21 protein-coding genes are annotated in these 21646 nt (G+C 42.3%); 16 read left to right on the plus strand and 5 right to left on the minus strand.

All coding sequences use genetic code 11. From position 1 onward, the window contains the following. Positions 1-49 precede the first annotated feature (49 nt). The 4 genes from V1500_RS05815 to V1500_RS05830 all read left to right on the plus strand — a co-directional run bounded on the left by V1500_RS05815 (position 50) and on the right by V1500_RS05830 (position 5487). Entirely contained in the window at positions 50-1132 is a 1083-nt protein-coding gene (locus tag V1500_RS05815) for a carbamoyl phosphate synthase small subunit (RefSeq protein ID WP_409304639.1), read from the plus strand. Next, positions 1125-4244: a carbamoyl phosphate synthase large subunit gene (locus V1500_RS05820; protein WP_409304640.1), complete on the plus strand. Its 3120-nt coding sequence runs from the start codon at positions 1125-1127 to the stop codon at positions 4242-4244. Before V1500_RS05815 ends, V1500_RS05820 begins: the two co-directional genes overlap by 8 nt. Next, positions 4241-5197, plus strand: coding sequence for an ornithine carbamoyltransferase (gene argF / locus V1500_RS05825; protein WP_409304641.1), 957 nt, complete (start codon positions 4241-4243; stop codon positions 5195-5197). The genes V1500_RS05820 and argF overlap by 4 nt, the downstream gene beginning before the upstream one ends. Positions 5198-5307: 110 nt before the next feature. Then, the gene (locus V1500_RS05830) at positions 5308-5487 is read left to right on the plus strand and encodes a YjzC family protein (protein ID WP_409304642.1); all 180 of its coding nucleotides are present in this window, start codon (positions 5308-5310) and stop codon (positions 5485-5487) included. 268 nt (positions 5488-5755) lie between these two features. Here the strand turns inward: V1500_RS05830 and V1500_RS05835 are convergent, their stop codons facing one another. Further along, positions 5756-5944, minus strand: coding sequence for a YjzD family protein (locus tag V1500_RS05835; protein WP_409304643.1), 189 nt, complete (start codon positions 5942-5944; stop codon positions 5756-5758). Positions 5945-6167: 223 nt separating this feature from the next. On the opposite strand from V1500_RS05835, the gene V1500_RS05840 reads away from it, so the two are divergent. The 3 genes from V1500_RS05840 to V1500_RS05850 all read left to right on the plus strand — a co-directional run bounded on the left by V1500_RS05840 (position 6168) and on the right by V1500_RS05850 (position 8476). Continuing rightward, positions 6168-6893, plus strand: a complete 726-nt coding sequence (locus V1500_RS05840; RefSeq protein WP_409304644.1) for a hydrolase — start codon at positions 6168-6170, stop codon at positions 6891-6893. A gap of 78 nt (positions 6894-6971) precedes the next feature. Beyond that, complete coding sequence (locus tag V1500_RS05845) at positions 6972-7748, plus strand: hypothetical protein (protein ID WP_409304645.1); 777 nt, start codon at positions 6972-6974, stop codon at positions 7746-7748. 260 nt (positions 7749-8008) lie between these two features. Continuing rightward, positions 8009-8476 carry a BMP family ABC transporter substrate-binding protein gene (locus tag V1500_RS05850; protein ID WP_409304646.1) on the plus strand — a complete coding sequence of 156 codons (468 nt, stop codon included), beginning with the start codon at positions 8009-8011 and terminating at the stop codon, positions 8474-8476. Between the two features lie 534 nt (positions 8477-9010). Here the strand turns inward: V1500_RS05850 and V1500_RS05855 are convergent. After that, the gene (locus tag V1500_RS05855; RefSeq protein WP_409304647.1) at positions 9011-9259 is read right to left on the minus strand and encodes a hypothetical protein; all 249 of its coding nucleotides are present in this window, start codon (positions 9257-9259) and stop codon (positions 9011-9013) included. 211 nt (positions 9260-9470) lie between these two features. On the opposite strand from V1500_RS05855, the gene V1500_RS05860 reads away from it, so the two are divergent. Both V1500_RS05860 and fabF read left to right on the plus strand, forming a co-directional pair. Continuing rightward, positions 9471-10403, plus strand: a complete 933-nt coding sequence (locus V1500_RS05860) for a beta-ketoacyl-ACP synthase III (protein ID WP_409304648.1) — start codon at positions 9471-9473, stop codon at positions 10401-10403. A 58-nt stretch (positions 10404-10461) separates the two neighbouring features. Further along, entirely contained in the window at positions 10462-11703 is a 1242-nt protein-coding gene (gene fabF / locus V1500_RS05865) for a beta-ketoacyl-ACP synthase II (RefSeq protein WP_409304649.1), read from the plus strand. Between the two features lie 103 nt (positions 11704-11806). Here the strand turns inward: fabF and V1500_RS05870 are convergent, their stop codons facing one another. Continuing rightward, positions 11807-11932, minus strand: a complete 126-nt coding sequence (locus tag V1500_RS05870; protein ID WP_409304650.1) for a hypothetical protein — start codon at positions 11930-11932, stop codon at positions 11807-11809. 322 nt (positions 11933-12254) lie between these two features. Between V1500_RS05870 and V1500_RS05875 the strand changes: the two genes are divergently transcribed. The 3 genes from V1500_RS05875 to V1500_RS05885 all read left to right on the plus strand — a co-directional run bounded on the left by V1500_RS05875 (position 12255) and on the right by V1500_RS05885 (position 14501). Continuing rightward, the gene (locus V1500_RS05875) at positions 12255-13016 is read left to right on the plus strand and encodes a DUF2268 domain-containing protein (RefSeq protein WP_409304651.1); all 762 of its coding nucleotides are present in this window, start codon (positions 12255-12257) and stop codon (positions 13014-13016) included. Positions 13017-13378: 362 nt separating this feature from the next. Continuing rightward, complete coding sequence (locus tag V1500_RS05880; protein WP_409304652.1) at positions 13379-13618, plus strand: hypothetical protein; 240 nt, start codon at positions 13379-13381, stop codon at positions 13616-13618. A 127-nt stretch (positions 13619-13745) separates the two neighbouring features. Next, entirely contained in the window at positions 13746-14501 is a 756-nt protein-coding gene (locus tag V1500_RS05885; protein ID WP_409305927.1) for a YjbA family protein, read from the plus strand. Between the two features lie 495 nt (positions 14502-14996). Here the strand turns inward: V1500_RS05885 and trpS are convergent, their stop codons facing one another. Next, positions 14997-15983 carry a tryptophan--tRNA ligase gene (trpS, locus tag V1500_RS05890; protein ID WP_409304653.1) on the minus strand — a complete coding sequence of 329 codons (987 nt, stop codon included), beginning with the start codon at positions 15981-15983 and terminating at the stop codon, positions 14997-14999. Between the two features lie 113 nt (positions 15984-16096). After that, positions 16097-16444: a DUF3899 domain-containing protein gene (locus tag V1500_RS05895; RefSeq protein WP_409304654.1), complete on the minus strand. Its 348-nt coding sequence runs from the start codon at positions 16442-16444 to the stop codon at positions 16097-16099. Positions 16445-16804: 360 nt separating this feature from the next. Here V1500_RS05895 and V1500_RS05900 point away from each other — a divergent pair, with 360 nt between their 5' ends. The 4 genes from V1500_RS05900 (at position 16805) to V1500_RS05915 (ending at position 21646) form a co-directional block, all read left to right on the plus strand. Further along, the gene (locus tag V1500_RS05900; protein WP_409304655.1) at positions 16805-18496 is read left to right on the plus strand and encodes a peptide ABC transporter substrate-binding protein; all 1692 of its coding nucleotides are present in this window, start codon (positions 16805-16807) and stop codon (positions 18494-18496) included. Between the two features lie 132 nt (positions 18497-18628). Further along, positions 18629-19558, plus strand: coding sequence for an oligopeptide ABC transporter permease (gene opp3b, locus V1500_RS05905; protein WP_409304656.1), 930 nt, complete (start codon positions 18629-18631; stop codon positions 19556-19558). Next, positions 19558-20586: an oligopeptide ABC transporter permease gene (opp3C, locus tag V1500_RS05910; RefSeq protein WP_409304657.1), complete on the plus strand. Its 1029-nt coding sequence runs from the start codon at positions 19558-19560 to the stop codon at positions 20584-20586. The genes opp3b and opp3C overlap by 1 nt, the downstream gene beginning before the upstream one ends. Positions 20587-20602: 16 nt before the next feature. Then, positions 20603-21646 (plus strand): ABC transporter ATP-binding protein, encoded by a 1044-nt coding sequence (locus V1500_RS05915; RefSeq protein ID WP_409304658.1) that lies wholly within the window; start codon positions 20603-20605, stop codon positions 21644-21646.

Genomic DNA, 21646 nt, shown 5'->3' on the forward strand with positions numbered 1-21646 from the left:
AAAAATACTTGTTCATATATAAATATGCAAAAAAAATGAGGTGTTTTTTATGAAAGCTTATCTGCATTTAGCTAATGGGGCTTCCTTTGAAGGTATTAACATGACGAACGCCCTTCAGAAAGAAATCACAGGGGAAGTTGTCTTTTTTACAGGAATGACAGGATATCAAGAGGTTGTGACTGATCCATCTTACAAGGACCAAATTATCGTATTTACTTATCCGTTAATCGGAAATTACGGAATAAATGAGCATGATTTTGAAAGCCGGAAGCCTCATGTTGCCGGAGTCATTGTGTATGAGGGCAATATGAGCCATTCCCATTTCCAGGCGAAGTATTCATTGAAAGATTACCTGGAAAAATGGAATATTCCCCTGATAAGCAGGGTGGACACAAGAGAGCTCGTTAAAAAGATCAGAAAAGAAGGTTCCATGGAAGCCGTCATTACAACAAATGAAAAATTCAATGCTCTAACATTGACAAATGAACCCAATAATGTGGTGCATGAGGTTTCCTCACCAGATTTACAGGTATTTGGGAATGGAGAGAAGCATGTTGTACTAATGGATTTTGGTTATAAGAAATCGATTCTGGAGTCCCTTCTTTTATTGGATAACAAGGTTACGGTCGTCCCTTATGATGCTGACTATGAAACGATCAGGGGGTTAAATCCGGATGGCGTCCTGCTCTCGAACGGTCCTGGAGATCCCAAACAGCTTAAACACTTGCTTGGCAACATAAAAAAAGTTATCTCATCCTACCCGACAATGGCTATTTGTCTGGGCCATCAGCTCACGGCCCTGGCTTTCGGGGGAAATACGAAGAAGATGCGTTTCGGACATAGGGGAGCGAATCAGCCAGTGATTGACCTGCAGACAGAACGAGTATATATGAGCTCCCAGAACCACAGCTATGAAGTAGAGGAACAAAGCCTTAAGAATACTGCTTTGTCGGTACGTTTCCGTAATGTAAATGATGGCACTGTCGAAGGTTTGGTTCATAATCACCTGCCTATCATTACGACACAATACCATCCGGAGGCAAACCCTGGACCAGCAGAAAGTATGCAGCTATTCCAGGAATTTATGAAAATGATTAATGACTTCAGCGGGAGAGAAAAAGCATATGCCTAAGAACACATCTATACATTCCATCTTGGTGATTGGGTCAGGACCGATTGTAATCGGCCAGGCTGCAGAATTTGATTACGCGGGAACGCAGGCTTGCCTTGCCCTTAAGGAAGAGGGCTATAAGGTCATCCTTGTTAATAATAACCCCGCTACAATCATGACGGACAGCATGCATGCGGATGCGGTTTATTTAGAACCGCTGTCGTGCGAGGTGCTGACAAAAATAATTGAAAAAGAACGGCCGGACGGACTGCTCGCATCTTTGGGAGGACAGACCGGCCTTAACCTGGCTTATCAGCTCTATGAGGCGGGAGTGCTAGACAAGTATAATGTTCAGCTCCTGGGAACCCCCATCGATTCCATAAAGAAGGGAGAAGACAGAGAGCTATTCAGGGAGCTTATGTTTGAGCTCAATGAGCCTGTTCCAGAAAGCAAAATTGTCCATACCCTTAAGGAGGCAGAGGATTTTGCCGAAGAAATCGGCTTTCCCATTATCGTTCGGCCGGCATACACGCTTGGAGGGACTGGTGGAGGGATAGCCGAAGACCAGGAAAGGCTCAGGGAGCTCGTAAGGGGAGGGCTGCAGGAAAGTCCGATTACCCAGTGTCTTATTGAAAGAAGTATCGCGGGATTCAAGGAAATTGAATACGAAGTAATGCGCGACGCCAATAACACCTGTATCACAGTCTGTAACATGGAGAATGTTGATCCGGTGGGTATCCATACAGGGGACTCTGTGGTCGTTGCCCCATCCCAAACTTTAACGGACGAAGAATTTCAGATGCTGCGCTCAGCTTCTATAAAAATTATTTCTGCATTGGGCATTATTGGAGGGTGCAATATTCAATTTGCACTTGACCCTAAAAGGAAAAACTATTATTTGATAGAAGTTAATCCGCGAGTCAGCCGTTCATCTGCATTAGCGTCGAAAGCGACAGGCTATCCGATAGCCCGGATTGCTGCAAAGCTTGCGGCAGGATATTTACTGTCAGAACTCATCAATCCTGTCACCCAAAGCACCTATGCAAGCTTTGAGCCGGCCCTTGATTATGTGGCAGTTAAAATCCCGAGATGGCCATTTGACAAGTTTACAAATGCCAACCGAAAACTCGGAACACAGATGAAGGCAACGGGGGAAGTAATGGGCTTGCACCGGAATTTTGAAGCAGCCCTCCAAAAGGCGGTCGATTCACTGGAACTGAAGACTGTGGGCCTTCAGCTACTTGCTTTGGATGATAAACCTGCAGCAGAACTATGGAAGTACCTTGAAGAATGTTCAGATGAAAGGATATTTACAGTTTTTGAACTTATCCGCAAAGGGGAGGCCCTGGAGGATATTCATGCTGCAACGAATATCGATTATTTCTTTTTGCATTCATTTGCTTCCCTGATTGATATGGAAAAAAAACTTGCGAACAAGACTCCACAAACCATTTCAAGGGAAGATATTCAACTCGCCAAGGAAAAGGGATTTTCCGACCGGCATCTTGCACTACTATGGAAGGTCAAGGAACAGGAAGTGCGGAAGCTGCGGTTGGATCATGGCGTTGCTGCTTCTTATAAAACGGTAGATACCTGTGCGGCTGAATTTGAATCTCATACCAATTATTACTATTCCACATACTTTGGCAATAATGAACAGATGAAGACAAACAAGAAAAAAGTGCTTATCATAGGCAGCGGACCAATCAGGATTGGGCAGGGGATTGAATTCGATTACTGTTCCGTGCATGGCGTCTATGCACTTCAAAAAGAAGGCATCGAAACAATCATGATCAATAATAATCCAGAAACCGTAAGCACGGATTTTGCGACTGCGGACAGACTTTACTTTGAGCCCTTGTCTCTGGAATATGTTTTAAATGTAATAGAAGCAGAGGAAATTAAGGATGTGATTGTTCAATTTGGCGGTCAAACAGCCATTAATCTGGCGAAAGGGCTTGAAGAATACGGAGTGAATCTTCTGGGCACTTCCTTTGATACCTTGGACCAGCTCGAGGATAGAGACCGTTTTTATAAGCTATTAAGGAAACTGGACATTCCGCATGTACCAGGTACGATAGCAGAAAATGTAACAGAGCTGACGAGGCATGCCGAGGAGATAGGTTATCCTGTCCTTATAAGGCCTTCCTATGTAATAGGCGGCCAGGGAATGGAAATTTTTCAGGAGCGGCAGCAGCTCATCAATCGCCTGGAAGAAGGGCCTGAACTTTTATATCCTGTTTTAATAGATTCCTATCTACCTGGCATGGAAGCAGAAATCGATCTGGTTGCTGATGGAGACGATATTTATATTCCTGTGATTGCCGAGCATGTAGAAAAGGCTGGAGTCCATTCAGGAGACAGCATTGCAAAGCTTCCAGCAGAGAAGATTTCTGAGCATGAAAAACATCTTATGGCGGACTATGCAAAAAAAATTGTCAATGAGCTTGGGTATTTAGGGCTGATGAACATTCAATTTGTTCTAAATCAAGGCAATATCTATGTTTTAGAGGTAAACCCCCGCGCAAGCCGAACCATCCCGATCATCAGCAAAATATCTGGTGTATCCATGGTTCAGGCCGCTACAAAGATATTGCTTGGGAAATATAAGCTGTCGGATATTTTCGAAACAACGGGATTAGTGGAGGAAACCCCATACAAAGTCGTGAAGTACCCAGTATTCTCCACCTTTGCATTAAGCGGGCTAGATTCCAAAATCGGTCCTGAGATGAAGTCTACAGGAGAGGGCATTGCAATAGCAGAAACGTTTTCGGAAGCAATGGCAAAAGTTTTCCATCTGCAGGCGAATAACACTTCACGGAGGGTTTTTGTTTCTCCAACATCTGGCCTCAACATGCAGCTATATAAGGAACTGAATATACAAGGATTTACGTTAACCAATGATGATTTTGACAACTGGCTAAAATCAGGAAGCGGCGGAATTGTGCTAGCCTACGGAAATAGTGACGCTGATAAATATTTGAGGTTAATGTCTGCAAAGTATAGGCTTCTAGCGTTTTCGGAAGAAGAAACCTTTATCGCTTACTTGCAGTCTCAAGAAAACACTGACATAGGAGTTACTTCACTAAACCGGTGGTTATCCAGACAGGATGAAGGAGTGAAACAAATATGAAGGCAGTTTCATTGCCGAGGAAAAACATTTTAGGACAAAAGGATTTCCTGGCGATTGCAGATCTATCAGGCGAGGATATACTTGAGCTTTTGGACCTGGCAAAGCAGATTAAAACGAAGCACGGAATGGGAGAGGAATATCACCCATTAAAAGGAAAGACGCTCGGCATGATTTTTGAGAAGTCTTCAACAAGGACGCGTGTCTCATTTGAGGTAGGTATGTTTCAATTGGGCGGCCATGCTTTATTCTTAAGCGGAAGTGAATTGCAGATTGGAAGGGGAGAAACGATTTCTGACACAGCCAAAGTTCTGTCTCAGTATGTAGATGGAATCATGATTCGTACCTTCGAGCATTCCAAGGTAGAAGAACTGGCAAAATCGGCCACCGTTCCTGTGATCAATGGACTAACTGACCTTGCACATCCATGCCAGGCGCTGGCAGACCTGCTGACCATCCAGGAAAAGAAGGGAAAATTAAAGGGGCTGAAACTGGCATACATTGGAGATGGGAACAATATGGCCCACTCTCTGATGATGGCTTGTGCTAAGGCAGGTATGCATTTTGCCATTGGGTGTCCTGATGGATACAGGCCGGAAGCACAAATCTCTGAGAATGCCAAGAAAGAAGCTGAAAAGAATAATGGGAAGGTTACCATTCATACAAGTCCTGAAGAAGCAATAAAGGATGCTGATATCGTATACTCCGATGTCTGGACTTCAATGGGCCAGGAAAAGGAGAATGCCATTCGGCTAGATGCGTTTAAAGATTATCAGATTAACAGCAGCCTTGTTGCACATGCAAAAAAAGATTTTTATTTTATGCATTGCTTACCCGCCCACCGCGGTGAGGAAGTGACTGAGGATGTAATTGACGGGTCGCGTTCCATTGTCTTCCATCAGGCAGCAAACCGGCTGCATGCACAAAAGGCAATCCTGGTAGACCTCATGGCATAATAAAGGTTATTGACCCTCTGGCATGTAAGTGCCAGAGGGTTTCATATTTCCTCGTTTTTAAGCACGCAAAAAAGGAAAGAATAAGCTGGCAGCCAAAAAGGAGAGATTGCATGGCACAGAATAATCGATTCAAACCAGGTCAAAAAGCTCCTAATAACGGTATTTATGTTGAAATTGGTGAAACAGGAAGCATGGTAGTGGAACCAAGAATGGCCAAGCTTAGAGCAGGGCAGCGTTTTCCAGAAACAGCGAATGATGACCGAGTATGGAGACGAGTAAAGACACCGTAAATATTCTAGGCTGCAGCCGTTCCCCTGCATCGGGAACGGCTTTAAGTATGGGATAAAAAATGTATACAAAAAAGGACTTCATGCGCATGAAGTCCTTTTCTTATTAGAGAAATAAGTATAACTTTTTCGTTTAGACTGATGTCTAGCTTCAGCGCCCAGCCACTCGAGGTCATAAGTCCACGCCCTACCTGAAGGCAGGCCTCCCTGCGAGTGACGTCTTATGCTGGCCGGGGCTGCTTAGGGCGCTTCCGCATTTCTTATCCAATGCTTAATGATGTGTTTTTTCAACCGGATCATTAGGGATTATTGATGGCACGATCATAATTAAAATAGCAGTTATTATTGCTAGTGTTGTTGCTGTCCCAAAGTCATAGTGAGTTCCAATCATAGAGGAAACCACATATGTAACCATGTGAATTAATAAGAATGTCCAGAAAAGTGTCCAAAAATATTTCACTGAATTCACCTCGTTCCAATTCAATCACTATTATTTTAACATATTACGAAAAGTATATAAAAGCATTTTTCTGTTTTTTATAAAGGATAACGCTCTCCTCTTTAGCGAATAGAACAATATCACATTATCTTGATTTAGGCGGGGGGAATGGGCGGATTCACTTTCCGTTTAATGTGGCAAGCATACATTAAAAGGGGAATTATCCAAAAGAGGAGCATGAAAGATGGAGCAGCGGACATTTCAAATTGACAGCGAGTGGTGCATCGTTTACTATCCTTGGCGTCCCAGCGGCTTTGCAGTGCTGGTAATTGGAGACAGGAATCAATTCGTTGATCAAGAAGGCAGCTATTGGCTGCAGCATCCGGGCAGGCTGCAAATCTTGGACTACCTGAAATCGGCTGGGTATATGATGTTCTCCTCCAATTTTTATGGGAGCAGCTGGGGCTGCCCTAAATCAGTCGAACTGGCCAGAGAGCTATATTTATTTGTTATGAAAAATGAAATCTTAAACTCACGGATCCATATTCTTGCAGAGGGTTCAGGAGCCCTGACCGCGATGAAGCTAATGCATGAGATGAAGGATGCCATCCGTTCTGCAGTGTTCATCAATCCTGTTTTATCATTAAAAAAGAACATGGCGAAGGAAAAGGAAAGCAAGTTTTTCTATAAAAAGTGGATTAAAGAAGTAGCACAAGCATATGAGATGGAAACAAAAGAATGTGAAAAACAGATAGAGAGCCTTGCCGAATACGGACCGCCTATAGACATTCCGCTTAAGATCATCCATGTTATTGGAACCAACGACAAAGAACAATATGAATATTATAGGTTACTGGAAGAAAATCCCGGCAGAGAAACGATGGAAATCCAATACCTATTGCCAGAGAAACGTTACAAGATCCCTCATCAGATAGAGCACTTTTGTAAGAAGTATGAAGAAATCTTATAGAAAAAATTAGATATATTCCCGGTTGGCGATGCATACGATACAGAAGCTAGAAAAAGGTGTGCGGGGGAGGCCTGGCTCATGCAATATATAATTTTAGGTGCCTTACAGTTTGTTGGTTTTCATTTAAGCAGTCACCTTTTAGAGCAAGGATATGAAGTACTTGGGTTCGACTGGGAAAAAGATACACAACTACTAGAAGAAAAACGGCTTGAGATTGGCAGGAATGCCAATTTCACTTTTAGTCATGTTCATGAAATAACAAAATATGCTGCTCACTCCAAAACGAATATCATTGTCTGTTGGTATGATATTGATAAATCCCCTTCATCAGATATTTCGAGCATTGCAAAGGAGATCAACAGCTGGTTATTTTCTTTGAACAGTATGCCCGACCAGGAAAGTCCACGGGTATTTTTTGTTGGCAGCCTGGGAACCGAAAAAAAATTATCTGACTATGAACCATATATGCAAGTGCTGCTCCCGACCATTTATGGGCCATGGCAACATAAAAGCATGGTCTTTCAGTCAGGCCTCCAGCAAAAAGAAAGCGGGGACATAAGGGATAAGGTAGCTCGGGAATATAAGGAAGATGCATTATATATCCGTGACTTCATAGAGCATTTTGAAAGAATTTCCATGCTGCAGCAGAAGAATGTAATTGTACAAAATGCACGGAGGGGCCAATGGATTGAATGCTTCAAAGAGGTGTTCCATAAAGCCCCTCCTCCCTTTCAAAATACTCCGGAACCAATGATAGAAGGATTCCTGTATGAAATAGAAAACAGCATAACACCGAATACAGGGATTGCCCTGCAAAGAGCTCATGCAAAAAAAATCGGATTGATCAATGAGTGACAGGGATAAATAAAATGCCTTCCAAGTATTATTTCAAAAAGGTACATTGTAATTGGTGATTTGATTTGTAAATAGACCTATTCTGTGTAAAAAAGGCTTTTCAATAATAACCGATACCTATTTTTCTTACAGATTTTTCGGGTTTTTGAAGGGATTCATTTCATGATAAGGAAAATAACATTCAGCCTTTCTATCTTATCATTTCTTTTGGCAGCTGTGACCGGCCTTTAGCTTCGGAAAAGCTAAAAAAGGTGGGGCTATTGGTTTCGGAAACCATTAATGATCAGGTTTGGGGAACGATGGGCTATAAAGGGCTGCTAAATGTACAATCCCGATTTGATGTAAATGTCTATTATAAAGAAGGCATGAATTTCGATCTCGTAACAGGGCAGGCAGTAAAGGACTTTCATGAAAAAAGGGTCAATCTAATCGTTGGGCATGGAAGTGATTTTGCGGCCATCTTTAATAAGCTTGCAAAGTACTACAGGGATATACGTTTTTCGTCAGTTTTAACGGAGATGCAACTGAACCTAAATTTTAAGGCGGAAGCAATGGTTTTTTTGGAGGAATGGTCGCTGCCGATATGTCAAAAACAAAAGGCAGGAGTTGGGGCGGCCTTTGACTGGCAGCCGGAGGTACAAGGTTCTGAACAAGGAGCAAATTATCAGAACAAAGATGTCACAGTAGACATACATTCACTATACAGGAAATTGGGATGGTCTCGATAAAGCGTCTACACTGCAGACTGAAATGGAGATTAAGGGAACAGGTGTCGTTTATCCCGCAGGAGATGGCTGCAATGTACCGTTATAGAAAGACTGAAGGAAAAGGGCCTTTACGCTATTGGCTATGTGTCAGACCAGACTGATTTAGAATTGGTGGTGCTGACGAGTACAATCCAGCATGTCGACATGTTTACATGTACTCGCTGCAGAAAGATTTAATAACAAAAAACTATAAGCAGCAGACCTTTATTTCGATTTCAAAGAGGATGTGATTTCCATGTGTAAATTTAGCACGCTGGTGGGCCAAGCATTCCAGGATGATGTAAAAAAAGAAATCGACAAATACATGGAAACCGGAAAACTGCCCGGCAACTAGTATCGTAGTTGTTAAGTTATATCGCGCAGTTTTATCACAATGGAAGCTGTCATTCTGGCAATGTTGCCTGGATTGACAGCTTTTTTATGCCTGCTCTAAACGCGTTTCTCCAAGCAGAGTTCGGAGTATCAATCGCATGTTCCGAGTGCTGCCTGCCACGGTTATTGCTTATTCTTATTGATAAACTGGGTGATGAGCGGGCTTATTTTTGATATTGCCGGCTTAAGTTCATGGTACGCTTCCATTAATGTCTGCATACTCTCCATGAGCTGGGCATAGTCAATATTGCCGGCGTATTTTTCTATTATGTTTTCAGGTTCACTTTTTGGCGGCTCTCTTCTTTTCCCATACATTAATTGTGACAGCCGGTCGTTGCGGGGTACAGGTTTTTTGCTGTCGAAATTATCCATAAGAACCGACACTTCCTTTACGTTAATCTCTTATTACAAAGTATGTATGTACAGCTGGCTATGATTAGGCTCTTGTCCAATAGATTATCAACTAAAGAAAAACCGGGGTCGTAACTATTGCATGAAGGTAGGAATTTATATAAAATTAGTACCAGGTAATAATAATTGATTATATAAATTGGCGAGAAAATTACTATAAGGGGTTGTCATTATGAATGCAGGCATTCTAGGAATGGGCCGCTATTTACCCGACAAAGTTGTTACAAATGCAGATCTTGAAAAGATTATGGATACTAGTGATGAGTGGATTCGCACCAGAACTGGAATAGAGGAAAGAAGAATCGCAGATGATCATGTTGACACCTCAGACATGGCATATGAGGCAGCGAGCCAGGCGATAAAAGAAGCAGGCATTAGCGGGGAAGATATTGATTTGATCTTGGTCGCAACCGTTACGCCTGACCAGCCCTTTCCTTCAGTCGCGTGCATGATCCAGGAAAAGCTCGGCGCAATGAGAGCTGCAGCGATGGATATTAGTGCTGCATGTGCAGGCTTTATGTATGCCATGGTTACCGCCCAGCAGTTCATTAACAATGGAGTTTATAAGCACGTTTTGATTGTAGGGGTCGAGAAGCTTTCTAAAATCACAGACTGGGAAGACCGCAATACAGCTGTCCTGTTTGGGGACGGAGCTGGTGCTGCCGTAATGGGTCCGGTATCCGACGGAAGGGGAATCCTTTCATTTGATTTGGGTGCTGATGGTACGGGAGGAAAGCATTTGTACCAAAAGGAAAAAATCGTAATGAATGGCCGTGAAGTATTTAAATTTGCGGTCCGCCAAATGGGAGAGTCCTGTATTAATGTCCTGAATAAGGCAGGATTAAAAAAGGAAGATGTGGATTTCCTTATTCCTCACCAGGCCAACATCCGAATTATGGAATCCGCGAGGGAAAGGCTTGAGCTGCCTGTTGAAAAAATGTCTAAAACGGTTCATAAATACGGCAATAACTCTGCTGCATCCATTCCCATTGCCATGATTGAAGAGAAGGAAGCCGGTAGGATCAAAGATGACGACCTGCTTGTCATGGTAGGCTTTGGAGGCGGACTTACATGGGGCGCCATAGCTCTAAGATGGGGAAGATAATCAGCAATTAAAATCATTTACAATAGGATGAGGTATATTTGAAAGGAGAAAATTGCAAATGAGTAAACGCAGGGTAGTAGTTACTGGCATAGGTTCGGTAACACCTTTAGGGAATGACGCGGAATCAACCTGGAAAAACATTCTTGCTGGTCAATCTGGTGTTGGCCCGCTTACAAGATTGAATGCGGATGAATATCCAGCCAAGGTTGCCGCAGAAGTAAAGGACTTTGACATAGAACAGTATATCGAGCGGAAAGATGCCAGAAAGATGGACCGTTTCACACATTATGCCATAGCTGCTTCAACGATGGCGGTTAAGGATGCCGGACTGGAAATAACCGAGGAAAATGCACCGAGGGTCGGAGTATGGATTGGTTCAGGCATTGGCGGCATGGAGACATTTGAAAATCAATATGAAATTTTTCAAAACAGGGGATACAAGCGGGTTAGCCCATTTTTCGTGCCAATGATTATCCCTGATATGGCAGCTGGCCAGGTTTCCATCATGCTTGGAGCAAAAGGGGTCAACTCCTGTACTGTAACTGCATGTGCTACCGGTACAAACTCTATCGGGGATGCATTCAAGGTCATTCAGCGCGGAGACGCAGATGCTATGGTAACTGGAGGAGCAGAAGCACCGATTACAAAAATGTCCGTAGCAGGATTTTGTGCGAACACTGCCCTGTCCACGAATCCAGATCCAAAGACGGCAAGCCGACCATTTGACCAAAATCGTGATGGTTTTGTTATTGGAGAAGGGTCAGGAATTGTTGTCCTCGAAGAAATGGAGCATGCCTTGGCAAGAGGTGCGAAAATATATGCGGAAATCGTGGGTTATGGTGCTACAGGCGATGCTTACCATATTACCGCTCCGTCTCCGGGGGGAGAAGGCGGTGCACGTGCTATGCGAATGGCTATTGAAGACGCAGGTTTAACTCCTGAGGATATAGAATATATAAACGCACATGGAACAAGTACTCCTTATAATGACAAATATGAAACCATGGCTGTCAAAGATGTATTTGGAGACCATGCATACAAGCTTTTAATGAGCTCCACCAAATCCATGACCGGACATTTATTGGGTGCAGCTGGGGGAGTGGAAGCGATTTTTACGATCCAGGCAATCAGGGACAGCATCGTTCCTCCGACGATCAACCTGGAAACTCCAGATCCGGAGTGCGACCTTGATTATGTCGCCAACGAAGCGAGAAGACAAGATGTTTCTATCGGCATGAGCAATTCCCTGGGCTTTGGCGGCCACAATGCTACCATTGTTTTTAAGAAGTTTGAAAAGTGATAATTGAAACAAATACAAAAAGCACACCAATCCGTGTGCTTTTTTGTATGCAAAAAATACTGTTTTTATCGTCACCTGTTTATTTTGGAATAAACGGCTGCCATTAAGCTTTATGTTTTCCAGATTTTCCAGACACTCGATTCATTAGTTTCTGACGGGAACCTTTGTCTTTTAATAGATACGCTGCTCCTAAGGCTAATCCACTCATAAGCAATTTTTTTCTATCCATTCTCCTCAGCCTCCTTACTAAAAGATGATTTATGCACCACAGTAAGAAATTTCCCTATCCGTCTTCATATAAACCTAGAATCATCAGGGATTGTTTTCCATTATATAAGAGGAAAATCGGTTCCTCCACTTAAAACCGCGCATAAATATATAAAAAGCAGCAACCCGGTCCCTTATTAAAACTACCCTGAAGGGGCCCTGTTTAAGAGTGCGAAGTTCTAAGGATTGGTCCGTTTTAGGAGTTAAAGTGATAAGGAAATTCTGTTTATTAGGCATAAGGGATGAAATTTGCCTATTATTCTATCTCAATTTGAGGTGTGCGCATGGCTGTTATACAAACGAAAGAGTGGCTGAATGACAATTTTTCCAATCCAGTTAAGATTTGTGGCTCAATCATGGATACATTTTCTGAAGATAGGCCTGATAGAGTATATGAATATCTGCAGCAGCATGGGATGTATAAGCCAGATGCATGGGCCAAAAAATCCTTTGAATTTCTCGTGAAAAATGATGCATGGAGTAAGGCTGAACAACTATTTGAAAAATATAAGAAGCTATGGGGGGGTCCCGATATTCCGGTTTATTTATTTCCAATGAAGGCCGTGAATGGATTTTTAAGGAGAAGGGAGAATAAAGCAGGGCTTGCTTTCAGAGATAAACTTTTTCTGTTTTTGCATCAAGGTTACGATGACAAGGAGATGGAGGCAGTAATGGTCCATGAATACCACCATGTTTGCCGCCTTCAGAAGAAGGAGGCAAAAGAAGAAACTGCCGGATTGCTTGATTCAATGATTATGGAGGGGCTGGCAGAGCACGCAGTTGAAAAGCATGTAGGGAAGGAGTATCTGGCTAATTGGACAAAACTCTACAGTGACAAGGAGATGGAGCAATATTGGAAAAAGTATTTAAAGGGGGCAGCCGAAATTCCGCGCCAGCACCCGCTTCATGATAAACTACTGTTCGGCAAGCGGCCATATCCAAGTATGATGGGTTACAGCACGGGATTTTACCTTGTAAAGAAGAAAGGCTTCATTCCTATATCAAAGACCTTTACTATCGAGTCAACCGAATTTTTACCTGAATAAATACAAATGATGTATAAATCATGCTTAAAGGTAAGCTGGAGTTTTATATTTCAGGTTATCTTATCAAGTACATGCATATATTAAATTTGTTCTGAAAGTTGAGGCAATGCTTATATGTATATTACATTCGCCGATTTTCGGGATCTTAGGGCAATAGTTGAAATCCCTGGCAGGCATGCATAGGAATAAAAAGACCTTTCTAAGAACTTATGAATTTATATTTAGAAACTGCCGCTTGGGCAATGATGGTATTAGGCAGTATAAAAAATAGAAACTAAATTATGCAGCCGATTCATAACACCTCCACATATTTGAAACACCCCCTCCATATATTGTACAAAACGGAATTAGGGGACTGAAATATGTATTCTAATCAGAAGAGGCCATTATCGGCAAGGATAGCAGATGTATTGTTCCGATTCCTGGTTTTAGCTGTCGGGTTATCACTCGCGGTTTCGGGTTGCCTGACAGCTGTCGCCTACCTCAATTTACTTGCAGCAGGACATAATGTGTTTGAGTACATCTTTTTCTTATTAACCAGCATTGAATTTTACCTTCTGCCAATCGGGCTTGTTATGATATGGGGAAGTCTGTATATATAGACATGAACTATTATATGAAAGCTGTTTTGACTATTTTATGGTATGCATGCTCAACATAGGAATATTTTATTAATACAATGCCTATACTGAGGGACAAATAGATTCTTTGTAAGCGAGGGGTTAGATGATGTTATATCTTCATGATGTATGGGTGAATTGGTTTGAAGGTGAAGAAAATGGCTATAATATCTGCCACTTTCATGAATGGAGAAAAGATGACGGTATCGAATTGCTTGATCAGGTACCATTACTGAAAATTTCAGCTCCTTTGTTTAACTACATAGAAAATGACCTTTCGGAATTACCTGAGGCCCTTCTCAATGACGTCTACCAAAAAGCGTTTGCAAGAAAAAATCATGAGCGAATTCAAATGGACTATTGTTTTGTTGTTACGGATGGTCAAGGCATACTTGCTGTTGATACCATTGGATATCATATACCAATAAGAAAAAGCAGGCTTATCCCGCGCCAGGAACAAATTGTTTATGATATGGTGGAAGATCACGATGCGATGGATTACACATTTTCTGAGAAAAAGAATGCCAAGAAAGAGCACCATATTCTATCACTTAGTCCAGATTATATGAAGGGGCTTACCCGTAAGGAACGGCAGCTTAAGCAATTGCTTTTCATGGCCTTGGATCAGTTGTTCACGGCGAAGAATACACCGGAAATCCGCTACTGGTATACAGAATGGGCACCGGAAAAATACGGGTATATTATGGAGCTTGAATTCGAGAATGCCTGGCAGGAGCTGTACCAGGAGCTGCTGGAAGGATGGTCGGATAAGCATCTGCTGCTGTGCGAGCACCTTGTTAAGGGACAGCCTTTCTTTGAAAAACTGTGGGAAATGGAAGTGGGAGATAGCCCATCCATGCTGTAAGCACTATAGGCAGGCTGTAGGCAAACTCGATGTAAATCGCTCTTACCTACAGTTTCTTTATTAGCTTGCTGCATCAAGTCTGTTATTTACGTTACAGACGCTTCGCTTTCCGTGGGGCGGGCTGTAAGCCTTCTCATGCTGCCGTACATCAAGGAGTCTCACCTGTCCAGCTGATCTGCAGGAGTCTTTCACTGTAATTAACAGATTCTCTAATTTGGACCGGCTTCGAATCTTTTATTAATGCAAAAATATTTTTCGGTAATTATTTAATTCAAAAAGCTGCAGCCGCCAAACATGGCGGCTGCAGCTTTGCTGTTTTATGACAACGGAATTAAACTTTGACTTAAACCGGTGGCCAGCTCCAGCGCCCAGCCCCTACGCACAGGATGTGGCAGTAAAGACGTTGCCATCCTGTGCTGATTTCGGCATTTGCCATAGGAGGTGGCAGCAATTAGCCGAGGATCATTCAATCAGGGCGCTTCCGATAATAAATTATTATCTTTTTCTCCCCAAGCCCATGCCAGTATACATTTTACGGAGCATTTTGTTTGCTTCCGCATTTGCTTTTTCAGCACCTCTGTCCAAAATTTCATCTAGCTCTTTGGATTCCAGCAGCTCATAATATCGTTCCTGGATTGGGGTAATTTCCTTCAGCAATACTTCGGCAAGGCCTGCTTTAAAATCTCCATATCCCTTGCCTTCATATTCCTTCTCAATCTCTGAAACACTTTGTTTACTGAAAATGGAGTAAATTGAAAGCAGGTTGGATACTCCAGGCTTGTTATCTTTATCATATTTAACGATTCCTTCAGAATCGGTCACAGAACTCTTGATCTTCTTCTCAATTTGCTTTGGGTCATCAAGAAGGGTTATCGTCGCTTTTTTATTTGGGTCCGATTTGCTCATTTTTTTTGATGGCTCCTGGAGCGACATGATTCTGGCGCCAACCTTTGGAAGGCTGATCTCAGGTATCGTAAAGATATCATTGTATTTTTTGTTAAACCGCTCAGCCAGATCCCTTGTAAGCTCGATATGCTGTTTTTGGTCTTCACCGACAGGCACTAAATCAGTATTGTATAACAGAATGTCAGCTGCCATGAGTGGAGGGTAAGTAAGCAATCCGGAAGAAACGCCTTCCTTTCCCGCCGATTTATCCTTGAACTGAGTCATTCTCTCTAATTCGCCTATGTAGGAAATACATTGCAATAACCAACCAGCCTGAGCATGTGCGGGAACCTCGGATTGTATGAATATCGTATTCTTTTCCGGGTCCAGCCCTATAGCCACATACAAGGCTGCCAGGCTCCTGATGTTCTTCCTAAGCTCAAGACGGTCCTGGGGAACGGTGATCGCATGCTGGTCCACTATACAAAAGAAGCAGTCATATTCATGCTGCAGTTCAACAAACTGCTTCATTGCCCCAATATAGTTGCCCAACGTTACTGAACCGGTGGGCTGTATTCCTGAAAAAATTCTTTTCACTGACAAAGTCACTCCTCTATTAGCATCTCTATCTTATTTTAAGGATAAATCCCTGGGAATTCCACAGCTTTTAAAATAGAAGCTTGCTTCAGCCTGTCCATAAATTCAAAAAATTATAAGTAGTATCCGATCAGGGCAATCAGCATGAGGAACAGCATGATCAATCCAGTGCCCAGCATGGTGGAGTATTTAAAGCTTATCAATTCCGAAAGGGGCGTGATTTCTTCATTACCTTCTGAATTGTCACGTAGCTGGGTCAAAGACCTAAACCCGTAAAATATTCCATCGAAAAATCCTTTCTGGATCACTAGGGTTAAAAAAGAAATAATCAATAAAGCACCAGATACATAAAAGGACGAATTAATAAAAGTAAACAGGTTAATCCTTCTGTAAGCAAAAAAAGACAGTAGAATTACCGCAAAAAGGGACAGCCCTGTCCACAGCAGCATTTTTTTTATCATAAAGTACCTCACAGGCTTGATTAATGTAGTGAACAAGTTCTCAAATCACGTGGTATTTTTAAGAACAGAAAATTATTTAAATATAAAGAATAATCATAATATTGTATCGTAGAAAACTTATTAATATATATGATGCCAAAAAAACTGTTCACGATTTATCAAGTAAATTATATAATTTACCCACTTTTAACGCTAGTTAAACATATAGGATCTGTATTTTTTTACCCGGGTAAATGCCTGCCAAAATTTTTCTGGGTGATAGGTTTAATTTTTTCGCAAAAATGAATGGACATTTTTCGATATAATTTTTATAATAGTCGATGTAGTAAATTTTCAGAAAATATATTTGGGAGGTCAACAATGAAAAATTCTAAATTTTCATTGCTTTTAGTCCTAACGATTGTTTTCAGCTTAATCCTATCCGCATGTAGCGGCGGCGGGGACAATGCTGGATCAAAGGATAAAGATAGCAATAAATCTGTTAAGCAAGAAATCACTGTGTTGGAAACAGCAGAGATTCCGACAATGGACAGCGTTCTTGCAGAAGGAACTACAAGCTTCACAGCGCTTAACAATACCAATGAAGGTCTGTATCGCCTGAACCAGGACCAGCAGACTGAACTTGCAATTGCTGCTGAAGATCCGAAAGTAAATGCAGACAAAACTGTATACACATTTACGTTAAAAGATACTAAATGGTCAAATGGTGAGCCTGTAACGGCAAATGACTTCGTATTTGCCTGGAAGCGTGCAATCGATCCGAAGACTGCTTCCTCCTATGGCCCGTACATGATGGCTGGCAAAATCAAAAACGCTTCTAAAATTACGGATGCTGCTACAGCAAAGAAGCCATATAATCTTGATGAATTAGGTGTTAAAGCACTTGATGACAAGACTCTTGAAATTACGTTTGAAAATCCATTAACAGAAGAATTTGTAAAGTCATACCTAGCTTTCCCTACTTTCTATCCTCAAAATGAGAAGTTTGTAACGGAAAAAGGCAAGGATTACGCAAAGAATGCAGAAAACCTTTTATACAATGGTCCGTTTAAGTTGACTCAGTGGAAGGGTGCTACTGCTTCTGAATGGGTATACGAAAAGAACGAAAACTACTGGGATGCTAAAACGGTTAAACTGGAAAAGATCAGTTTTAACGTTGTAAAAGACCCTAACTCAATGGTAAACGCATTTGAGGCTGGAGATGCTGATATTACTGGTAAGCTTTCTTCTGACCTTGTACCGAACTTTGAAGGTGACGACCGTCTGGTACGCTGGTTGGAACCAACTGTATTCTGGCTGAAATTGAATACAACTAAGAATCCTGCTCTTAAGAACAAGAACATCCGTCTTGCAATTGCACAAGGATTCAATAAAAAAGATTTAACAGAGGGAGTGCTGGCTAACGGTTCTATCCCTGCAAACTATGCTGTGCCTAAAGATTTCGTTAAGCATCCTGAAACTGGCGAAGACTTCCGTGAAGGAAACGGAGACATGCTTACTTACAACCTGGATGCAGCCAAGAAGGCTTGGGAACAAGGCCTGAAAGAACTTGGAACAAAAGAAGTAACAATCGGATTGCTTGGCGGTGACACTGAAGCCGGAAAGAAAGTCGATGAGTACATCGTGAACCAGCTTGAAACTAACCTGCCTGGTTTAAAGATCAAGCTTGAGAGCGTACCGTTCGGTGTACGTCTTGATCGCGATACAAAAATGGATTACGATATGCAGGATGCTGGATGGGGTCCTGACTACCTAGATCCGATTTCATTCTCTGACCTATGGGTAACTGGCGGAGGAAACAATAGAATGGGTTACTCCAACCCTGAGTATGACAAGCGCATCAAAGCAGCTTTAACTACTCTTGGCGGTAAGCCTGCTGAGCGTTGGGAAGCACTTCAGGAAGCAGAAAAAATCCTTATGGAGGATGCTGCAATCGCTCCAATCTATCAGCGTGCAAGCAACCTATTAATAGCTCCAAAAGTAAAAGGATTCACTTACCACTTATTTGGACCTGAATACAGCTACAAGTGGGTATCTGTTGAAGGAGAATAATAATTTTCATTTTCTAGGTTTTTAATAGTTTAGAAGTTGAAAAGAGAGTATATTTGTGAATATACTCTCTTTTTCCCTGTGTGAGAATTGTCTAACAATAGGGAAAATTGAATTTAAAAAGGAGGTGCACCAATGGCCAGATATTTAACACAACGAATAATTTATATGTTAATTACGTTGCTGATCATTACATCAGCGACATTTTTCCTCATGAAAGTCCTGCCTGGGTCTCCTTTCAAGAATGCTTCGAAATTACCGCCCCAGCAGCTTGAGATCATGAACGAGAAATATGGATTGAATGAGCCGGTGCCAGTACAATATGCAAAGTATATGGGGAATTTGCTTCAAGGAGATTTGGGAGTATCTTTCCAGTTCAATAATACACCAGTAACTGAATTGATTGGAGATCGTATCGGTCCGTCTGCACAGCTTGGCTTCCAGGCGATGTTCTTTGGAACAATCTTAGGCATTATCCTCGGGGTTATTGCCGCGCTTAGGCAGAACACCTGGGTTGACTATGGATCTACCTTTATAGCAGTGTTGGGAAAATCAGTCCCAAGTTTCGTTTTTGCAGGTGTTTTGCAATACTACATCGGTGTAAAGCTCGAATTGCTTCCGGTTCTATTTTGGAAGGGATTTGATTATACAATTCTGCCGACGATTGCTCTTGCTATGTTCCCGATTTCCATTGCTGCGCGTTTCATGAGAACAGAAATGATAGATGTGTTGGGTTCTGATTATATAACTTTGGCAAAAGCGAAAGGTGCAAGTTATTTTCAAGTAGCTTTCAAGCATGGATTGAGGAACGCGTTGATTCCGGTTATTACCGTGTTAGGGCCGCTTTCGGTGTCTCTTATGACTGGATCACTGGTAATCGAAAAGATTTTTGCAATCCCTGGAATCGGGGAGCAGTTTGTTAATTCCATCATAGTGAATGATTACCCGGTTATTATGGGTACGACTCTATTATTTGCTTTCTTGTTTGTCGTCATTATCCTGATTGTAGACATTCTATATGGGGTAATCGATCCAAGAATCAGGGTGTCAGGAGGGAAAAAATAATGGCACAGGTTGAACAGAAAATCGATAAAGAAAAATTTGCCCCTGCCATTATTGATTCTTCAAAAAATGAGGAAATCTCTAAACCAAGTTTAAGCTTTTGGCAGGATGCGTGGCTGCGTGTACGCAAAAACAAGGCGGCAATCGTCAGCCTCGTAATCATGGCTATTGTCATCATAATGGCGTTCCTCGGACCAGTCATAAGCGGCAGGGACGGAGAGAAGCAAAACGTTCCTCATGCTAACCTTCCAGCTAAGATTCAAGGCTTGGAGAATATAAGCTGGCTGCCATTCGACGGAATGAAGACAATGAAGAATGGTACAGAGGTAGATGCTTACGCGCAGAAAAATGTCGACGAGTATTATTGGTTCGGTACCGATTCACTCGGCAGAGATTTATTTACGAGAGTATGGGAAGGCACACAAATATCATTGTATATCGCTTTGCTTGCTTCCTTGCTTGATATGTTCATTGGAGTAACCTATGGAGCAGTTTCCGGCTACTTTGGAGGCCGGCTTGATAACATCATGCAGCGTATTACGGAAGTTTTGTCCGGTATTCCAAACCTTGTCATCGTAATCTTGATGATTCTGGTATTTGAGCCTGGAATCATTTCCATTACGCTCGCTTTGGCATTGACAGGCTGGGTAACGATGGCGAGGGTTGTACGTGCACAAATCCTTAAATTGAAGCAGCAGGAATTTGTCCTTGCTTCGAGGACGCTGGGTGCCTCAAACGGCAAGATTATCTTCAAGCATTTATTGCCGAATATGGCTGGTGTCATTATTATTAACACCATGTTTACAATACCGAATGCAATATTCTTTGAAGCATTCCTGAGCTTTATCGGTCTGGGACTTGATTCAGCACATGCTTCCCTTGGAACGCTGATAAATGAAGGATTCAAGACGTTGAGGCTGTATCCTCATATGATGATTACTCCGGCAATCATGATCAGTATTATTATGATATGCTTTAATATGCTCGCGGACGGACTTAGGGATGCCCTTGATCCGAAGATGCGCGATTAATAGGCAGGTGATATAGATGACAAACATTTTAGAAGTAAAAGATCTGAATATATCGTTTCATACCTTTGGAGGAGAGGTCCAGGCCATTCGAGGTGTAAACTTCAATTTGAAGAAAGGGGAAACCCTTGCGATTGTTGGTGAATCAGGGTCTGGTAAGTCGGTTACGACAAAGTCGATTATGAGGCTCCTTCCAGAGGGGAACTCCGAAATAAAACAGGGTGAAATGCTGTTTGAAGGCAAGGATCTGGCTAAATTAAGCGAAAAGCAGATGCAAAAAATCCGCGGTAAGGACATCGCGATGATTTTCCAGGATCCAATGACTTCATTAAACCCAACCATGAAAATAGGCAAGCAGATTATGGAGCCGATCTTGAAGCACCAAAATGCCAGCAAATCTGAGGCTAAGGCAAGGGCAATAGAACTGCTGAAACTGGTAGGTATACCTCAGCCCGAACAACGTTTTGAACAATATCCACATCAATTTTCCGGAGGGATGAGGCAGCGTGTTGTTATCGCCATTGCACTTGCCTGCAATCCGAAGGTATTGATTGCGGACGAGCCTACGACAGCACTTGACGTTACCATACAGGCTCAAATATTGGAACTTATGAAGGATCTTCAAAAGAAAATTGACACTTCCATTATCTTTATAACGCATGACCTTGGAGTGGTTGCTAACGTCGCTGACAGGGTTGCTGTTATGTATGCGGGGAAAATCGTTGAGATTGGAACCGTGGATGAGATTTTTTATAATCCTAAGCATCCGTACACATGGGGATTAATCAGCTCCATGCCGAGCCTGGATTCCAGCAATGAGGAGCTATATGCCATCCCGGGTACGCCTCCAAATTTATTAAACCCGCCAAAGGGTGATGCATTTGCGCCAAGAAACGAATATGCATTGCAAATCGATTTGGAGGAGCAGCCGCCGATGTTTAAGGTTTCTGACACACATTATGCCGCCACTTGGCTGCTTCATCCTGATGCACCAAAAGTCGAGCCTCCGGCAGCTGTACAGAAACGCATGAAGAAGTTCCTTACAGAACAGGGGGGAAGATAA

The sequence above is a fragment of the Peribacillus sedimenti genome (assembly GCF_046237635.1).
Taxonomy (GTDB): Bacteria; Bacillota; Bacilli; order Bacillales; family DSM-1321; genus Peribacillus; species Peribacillus sedimenti.